The sequence below is a fragment of the Pseudomonas frederiksbergensis genome (assembly GCF_003732705.1).
Lineage (GTDB): Bacteria > Pseudomonadota > Gammaproteobacteria > Pseudomonadales > Pseudomonadaceae > Aquipseudomonas > Aquipseudomonas frederiksbergensis_F.
In genome coordinates, this window is record NZ_MOBR01000003.1 from 22,823 (window position 1) to 29,970 (window position 7,148).

The 7,148-nt window shown below is 59.5% G+C and carries 5 protein-coding genes, 2 tRNA genes and 1 pseudogene; 6 read left to right on the forward strand and 2 right to left on the reverse strand.

All coding sequences use genetic code 11. The features are described from left to right. Positions 1–199 precede the first annotated feature (199 nt). From BK667_RS02080 to BK667_RS33920, 4 genes and pseudogenes are all read left to right on the forward strand, one after another. On the forward strand, positions 200–961 hold the full coding sequence (locus BK667_RS02080) for an SDR family oxidoreductase (protein WP_123596672.1): 762 nt from the start codon (positions 200–202) through the stop codon (positions 959–961). 243 nt (positions 962–1,204) lie between these two features. Beyond that, positions 1,205–2,608 (forward strand): aminotransferase-like domain-containing protein, encoded by a 1,404-nt coding sequence (locus tag BK667_RS02085; RefSeq protein WP_123510014.1) that lies wholly within the window; start codon positions 1,205–1,207, stop codon positions 2,606–2,608. A 147-nt stretch (positions 2,609–2,755) separates the two neighbouring features. Further along, a pseudogene (locus tag BK667_RS33915) lies at positions 2,756–3,823 on the forward strand (HAMP domain-containing protein); the annotation flags it as partial. Then, positions 3,821–4,684, forward strand: coding sequence for a methyl-accepting chemotaxis protein (locus tag BK667_RS33920; RefSeq protein WP_375538749.1), 864 nt, complete (start codon positions 3,821–3,823; stop codon positions 4,682–4,684). The pseudogene BK667_RS33915 and the gene BK667_RS33920, both read left to right, overlap by 3 nt. Before the next feature lie 350 nt (positions 4,685–5,034). On the opposite strand, the gene BK667_RS02095 is transcribed toward BK667_RS33920, so the two are convergent. Together BK667_RS02095 and BK667_RS02100 are read right to left on the reverse strand one after the other, a co-directional pair. Then, positions 5,035–5,655, reverse strand: coding sequence for a hypothetical protein (locus BK667_RS02095; RefSeq protein ID WP_123596673.1), 621 nt, complete (start codon positions 5,653–5,655; stop codon positions 5,035–5,037). 30 nt (positions 5,656–5,685) lie between these two features. Continuing rightward, complete coding sequence (locus BK667_RS02100) at positions 5,686–6,444, reverse strand: hypothetical protein (protein ID WP_123596674.1); 759 nt, start codon at positions 6,442–6,444, stop codon at positions 5,686–5,688. 393 nt (positions 6,445–6,837) lie between these two features. Here BK667_RS02100 and BK667_RS02105 point away from each other — a divergent pair. Further along, positions 6,838–6,913: transfer RNA gene (locus tag BK667_RS02105), tRNA-Glu, on the forward strand. 3 nt (positions 6,914–6,916) lie between these two features. Further along, positions 6,917–6,992: transfer RNA gene (locus tag BK667_RS02110), tRNA-Gly, on the forward strand. Positions 6,993–7,148 lie beyond the last annotated feature (156 nt).

Sequence of the window (7,148 nt, forward strand, 5' to 3'; positions counted from 1 at the left end):
ACCTTCATGGCAGATGTCGCAAGGTTGGCTGATGCGGCGAATGCAGGCCGATCCAGTGCAGTGATAATGACTCGGGCGCCTCTATCACTGTGACTCATGGGCACTCAACCGGCCTTCTGATAGTGCTGCCGCGCGCAATGCCCCGTGGATAGACTGCCAGCACGCGATCCCCCGCGACCTTCTCTTCGAGGACAGAACAATGAGCATGACGTTTTCCGGCCAGGTAGCCGTTGTGACCGGCGCCGCCAATGGTATTGGCCGCGCCACCGCCCAGGCTTTTGCGGCTGAAGGGTTGAAGGTGGTGGTCGCCGATCTGGACACGGCGGGGGGCGAGGGCACGGTGGCGCTGATTCGTACGGTGGGCGGCGAAGCGACCTTCGTGCGTTGCAACGTCACCGTGGAGAGCGAGGTAAAACATCTGATGGACGAGGTCATCAATACCTACGGCCGTCTCGACTATGCCTTCAACAACGCCGGTATCGAAATCGAAAAAGGCAAACTGCCCGACGGCACAATGGATGAGTTCGACGCAATCATGGGCGTCAACGTCAAAGGCGTCTGGCTGTGCATGAAGTATCAATTGCCGTTGCTGCTGGCCCAGGGCGGCGGCGCGATCGTCAACACCGCGTCGGTGGCTGGCCTGGGGGCGGCGCCGAAGATGAGCATCTATGCCGCCTCCAAGCACGCGGTGATCGGCCTGACCAAATCGGCAGCCATCGAATACGCCAAGAAAAAGATCCGCGTGAATGCGGTGTGCCCGGCGGTGATCGACACCGACATGTTCCGTCGAGCCTATGAGGCCGACCCGAAGAAGGCTGAGTTCGCCAACGCGATGCACCCGGTCGGCCGCATCGGCAAGGTCGAGGAAATCGCCAGCGCCGTGTTGTACCTGTGCAGCGACGGTGCGGCCTTCACCACTGGCCATTCCCTGGCCGTGGATGGTGGCGTCACTGCTTTCTGAAATCTGTTAACCCAATCCATGTGGGAGCGAGCTTGCTCGCGAAAGCGGCCTGACAGGCGACATAACTGTTGAATGTCAAACCGCTTTCGCGAGCAGGCTCGCTCCCACATGGGTGTGTGGCGAGCCGCAGGGAATGTGTTTCAAATGGTTAGAACCGCCGTTTTTGACGGCGTTGTCGCACAGCCGAATCTGTCCTCCTGTGATTAACTGCTGTCAGCAAAATGGACAGGAGTTTGCTTGCTCATGGAATTGAGAATTGATCGACAGGCAATGGTGCCCGTCGTACAGCAAATCGTCGACGGACTGGCGAGCTGGATCCGTCAAAGCGAAGTGCCGCCCGCGACACGTTTGCCTTCCGTGCGGCATATCGCGCGGCTCAATTTGCTCAGCCAATCCAGTGTCGTCGAAGCCTGTGAGCGCCTCGTCGCCCAAGGGGTTCTGGCGTCGCGTCCCGGTTCGGGATTCTTTGTCGCCGCGACGGCGCCGGTTGCTCCGGATACGTGGGATCTTCCCCGGTTCGAAGGCGCAGAGCTGATGCAAACGGGGTGCACTGACAGTTTGTCGGGTGAACTGATGCTGGGGTGTGGCGGGCTGCCCGAAAGCTGGCGCGAGACGGACGACCTCAGCTACGCCATCCGCCAGGTAGCCCGCACCGACATGGCCGGTCTGTTCAACTACAGCACGCCGCTGGGCCTGCTCGCCTTGCGCCAGCAGATCCTCAAACGCTTGAAACCACTCAATATCGAGGCCGACGAAAGTCGGGTCCTGACCACGGCGGGCGCGAGCCACGGGATCGACCTGATTGTGCGTACGTTGCTCAAGCCCGGAGATTGCGTGGTGGTGGAAAGCCCCGGTTTTTCACAGCTGTTCGATTTGCTCAGGCTGCACGGTGTTCGCATGCTTGAAGTGCCACGCACCCCGCGAGGGCCTGACACGGACGTGCTCGAACGTGTATTGATCGAGCATCGCCCTCGCGCGCTATTCATCAATAGCTTCCACCACAACCCCACGGGCAGTTGCGTGACGCCCGCGGTGGCGCAACGGGTTTTGGAACTGAGCAAGACCCATGGTCTGCTGGTGATCGAAGACGACGTTTATGCGGACTTGCACAATGCTCCCGGCACACGGCTCGCTGCGCTGGACGACGACGGCCGGGTGATCTACGTCGGCAGTTTCTCGAAAACCCTCAGCAGTTCCTTGCGCGTGGGGTTTGTGGTGGCCGGCGACGGGCTCATTGCACGGCTGGCCGAGGTCAAGATGATCAGCAGCATGGGCGGGTCACGGTTTTGCGAATCGGTGCTGGCCAGTTTGTTGGCCACCGGCGCCTATCGCAAGTTGGTACAGCGCCAGCGCCAGCGTTTGAACATCGACAGGGCCGCGGCGTTGCAGGTGCTTGAAGACACCGAATGGGAGGTGTTCGGCAAACCTGCCGGCGGCTTGTTCATCTGGGCGCGATCGCCAATGTCCGACTACGCTCAGATGCGGACGCAGGCACGACGTTGCGGTGTCCTGCTGTCTTCCCCGACGGCATTCAGTCCGACCGGCAAGGCCGACGACTGGCAGCGAATCAATGTGGCCTATGCCTGTGATCCGCGGGCTCGCCGGTTTTTCCAGTGCGCTGCTTCGAATCGACCTAAAACGTTCTGAAAACGACGTGGGCGTAGCTTTTTGCCATTATTCCGACGCCAGAGACTTGTGCTGGCACAGGCCCGTTGCGAATCTCTATCTACAGACTATGGCAGGGGACTACGAGCAATGATTTCGGCCGTGCAAGGACGTTTTGCCAACCTCGGTATGGCGAAAAAACTGGGCATCGGGTTTGTCCTGGTGCTGTTGTTGACAGCCTTGGTGGCAGCCATTGGCGTATGGTCCCTGCAAACCATCAGTCAACGCTTTGATGGGCTCAAGCAGATGTCGTCGCTCAACAGCGGTTTGCTCAAGGTGCGCTTGCTGGAGCAGGAATACGCTTTGCACGGCAACCCGAAAACCGCCGATGCCCTGCGTCAGGGGGTTGATGCGCTTGTCGCTTTGGCGACCCAGTTAAAGGCGCAATCGGCGGCCAATGTGCCGGTGATGAACGATGTCGAGCAGTCGCTCGGCGCCTATCGCAAGGCCTTTGACGAATTTGTCTCGCTGACCCAGGCCAAGGACCTGGCGCTGGAAATGGCCAGTTGGTCGGTGTCCAGCGTGGCCAACAACCTTGACGTGTTGCAGGCTGGCCTCGCCGATGATGGCGCCTATACCTTGAAGGACTCCGAAGGCAAGGATGGTGCGCAATTCATCGAACAGGCCAATCAGGTCAGTCAGGTGTCGCGGCTGATGTTGCAGGCCATGAACGAGGCCCGCGTGCGTCTCGACCAGAGCCGCAAGGGCGATGACGACAGCGCCGGCAAGGGCAAGATCGAGCAGGCCGATCAGGCGTTGACCCAGGCCGAGCAGTTGAAAACCACGGTCAAGGATGAGGGCTACCAGACCGTCCTCAACGAAGTGACCGGCCACATCGCCAGTTTCAGCGAAAAACTTGCCGAGTACACCGGGCTGCTGGCCCAGGAAAAAACGGTCTACGAGCAGCTGCACCAGCGCGCCGCCCAAGTGGTGGCACGGGTGGATCAGGCCTATGTGGCCGAAGACGGGGCGATGCAGGTCGAGCTGAAAAAGAATTCGCTGTTGATCATTGGCTCTTCGGCGCTGGCACTGTTGGTCGGGCTGATCGCGGCGTGGGTGATTACCCGCTTGATCGTGGCACCGCTGCGCAGTGTGATCCGGGTCGCCCAGCAGATTGCTGCGGGTGATTTGAGTGCGACGGTTGAGGTGACCCGTCGCGATGAAATCGGCCAGTTGATGCTGGCGATGCAGCAGATGGGCGCCGGGCTCAGCAGCATTGTCAGTGGTTTGCAGGCGGGTATCGAGCAGTTGGCCAGTTCCGCGCAGTCGCTGTCGGCAGTGACCGAGCAGACCAACCTGGAAGTCAGCAGCCAGAAGGAAGAAACCGAGCAGGTCGCTACGGCGATGAACCAGATGACTGCCACCGTGCATGACGTTGCCCGCAATGCCGAGGAGGCCGCTACGGCGGCGCAGACTGCGGACGATAAGGTCGAGAGCGGTCAGCAGGTGGTGCGCCAGAGCATGGCGCGGATCGAGCAACTGGCGGATTCGGCTACGTCAGCCAGTTCCAGCATTGAAAGCTTGAGTGCTGAGATCCAGAACATTGGTACGGTGCTCAGTGTGATCAAAAGTGTGGCTGAGCAGACTAATTTGTTGGCGCTGAACGCGGCCATTGAGGCGGCGCGGGCGGGGGAACAGGGCAGGGGGTTTGCGGTGGTGGCTGATGAGGTGCGGGCGTTGGCCAAGCGTACTCAGCAATCGACCGAAGAGATTGAGCGGCTGGTCAGTGCCTTGCGCTCGGCGGCGCAGTCGTCGGTGCAGCAGATTCAGAACAGTGGTGAGTTGGTGAAGCTGGCGGTGAGTGATGCGCTGCAGACTGAGAGTGCGCTGGGGAGTATTGCGGCGGCGGTGTCGTTGATTCAGCAGATGAATCAGCAGATTGCGGCGGCTGCCGAGGAGCAGAGTTCGGTGGCTGAGGAGATTAATCGCAGTGTGACGAGTATTCGGGCGAGTGCGGATCAGTCTTCGTTGGCGATGCAGGGGAATGCTGCGTCCAGTATTGAGTTGGCGCAGTTGGGGATTGAGTTGAAAGGGATGGTTGGGCACTTCCGCCTTTGACTTGGCGACCTTCGGGTCGACCAGGTTCTTGGTGCTTTGTGTACATATCCATTCCTGCGGTAACGGCTGCTTAAGGTTCCGCTCTTACAGCGGGTCACTTTTGGCAAACGCCCGGAATGCCGGCCCAGCCAAAAGTAACCAAAAGGTCTCGCCCCGAGCGTCCGGCCCCTCGCTTAGGCTCGGCGTTCCCTCGCTCCGGTCCTGCTCCGTGGGCCCGCCGCCATCGGCCATCCATGGCCGGGGGCGGCTAGCCCGGCATCCATGCCGGGCTGCCCACTGCGCAGAACCTCCACTCGGCCTCCCGAAGGGGCGGTAGAGCAAGATCAAAAGCAGGCGAGCTAACGCTCGGCCTAATGAGTGGTGAGGGGCGGGGCGGTGTACGCCGCTTTGCTTCTTTTTTTGATTTTGTAGGAGCAAGGCTTGCCCGCGAAGGCGGCCTGACAGCCGACCAATCCCTCCCGGATGTACTCGCTCAAATTGTAGGAGCAAGGCTTGCCCGCGAAGGCGGCCCGACAGCCAACCAATCCCTCCCGAATGTACTCAATCAAACTGTAGGAGCAAGGCTTGCCCGCGAAGGCGTCCTGACAGCCAACCAATCCCTCCCGAATGTACTCAATCAAACTGTAGGAGCAAGGCTTGCCCGCGAAGGCGGCCCGACAGCCAACCAATCCCTCCCGAATGTACTCGCTCAAATTGTAGGAGCGAGGCTTGCCCGCGAAGGCGGCCTGACAGCCAACCAATCCCTCCCGAATGTACTCGCTCAAATTGTAGGAGCAAGGCTTGCCCGCGAAGGCGTCCTGACAGCCGACCAACCCCTCCCGGATGTACTCAATCAAACTGTAGGAGCGAGGCTTGCCCGCGAAGGCGGCCCGACAGCCGACCAATCCCTCTCGAATGTACTCGATCGATTTGTAGGAACTGCCGAAGGCTGCGATCTTTTGATCTTCAAATCCAAAGCAAAAAAAAGCCACCGGTTCCGGTGGCTTCTTTGTCTGTGCCGATCAGTCGTAAATCGCTTTCTTCTTCCAGTCGGCATCAGCCTCAACGTCTTTCAGCCCTTCGGTCAGTTGGTTGACCTCGCCTTCCGCCGGGGCAGTTTGGTCCATGACTTGGGCATTAGCCCGTGCCAGAAGTTTTTCCAGGTATTCCAGCTGTTCAGCATAAACCTGCGGTTCCTGCTGCTTGCGCAAATACTGCACGCCGCGTTCGAACGCCAGGCGAGCCTGGCCGGGCTGGTTCTGTTGCAGGGAGTGCTGGCCGAGGTTGTTGAAGAACTCGATGTGCAGCAGCACCAGGATGTGGCGAACTTCGCGGATCCAGCGCTTGGCTTCATTGGTCGGCAGGAAGCCGTCCTGTGCGGCGCGGGTGATTTGGCCATGCAGGGCTTCGAGCAGGAAGCGCACGTCCTTGGCCTTGGCTTCGGTCTGGATCGGTGCCGGCGGGTTGTTGACCGGGATCGATTCGCCCTGGGCGACCAACGTGCTCAGTTCGGCAATTCGAGCCTTGACCGAGGCATTGGTTTTTTCAATGTGCAGCAGGCGCTGGCAGACGTTCAGCTCCAGGCGAGTCAGCAGCAGCTTGAGCGCTGGCGTCATCAACTGGCCGGGGAAGGTCTCGGTGATTTCGCCGCAGCGACGCAGGCGATCGTTGAGTTCAACCTTGGTACGGGCCTTTTCCAGCTTATTGTTTTCCACCACATGGTTCATGTAGCCAATGGCGATCAATAGTGCGATCCCGGCTACAACTAGCAGGGTGATCATGAGTGGTGTCACCGGTAAGACCTCTTTATAGGGTTCGCGTGCGAGTGTAGTGGCTTGGCCTGGGGGCGCATAGGGCCGCTCGACGAGTTGGATCGGCCACGACTCTACTTATATCGGCCGTGACCCCGCTTATATAAGTAACAGCGTGCGAGGTGCACATTGCCATCACCTGGGGCGTGGGTGGACTATAGCGCCTTGGCGGGTGACAGAATATAGGCGTCAAACACCGGGCGACGGAAAACCCGGATTCGCCTCTCAAAGCACGGCGAAGTCATTGATTTAAATAAATTTATATCAGGGGGTTGACGACCCCTCAATCCATCCATAGAATGCGCGCCACTTACAGCGTAAAGCACACAGCGAAACGCGGTAGGGAGTGAATGTTGTACGTGTGTCCCCTTCGTCTAGTGGCCTAGGACACCGCCCTTTCACGGCGGTAACAGGGGTTCGAGTCCCCTAGGGGACGCCATATGCGGGAATAGCTCAGTTGGTAGAGCACGACCTTGCCAAGGTCGGGGTCGCGAGTTCGAGTCTCGTTTCCCGCTCCAATTTTAAACAGCGTTGCTTTCGGGCAGGGCTGAGTGAAACCAGAACCGACATCTTCGGATGCGGATTTGGGCACTGAAATACACACCATGTGTTTCAGTTAGCGTGTCCCCTTCGTCTAGTGGCCTAGGACACCGCCCTTTCACGGCGGTAACAGG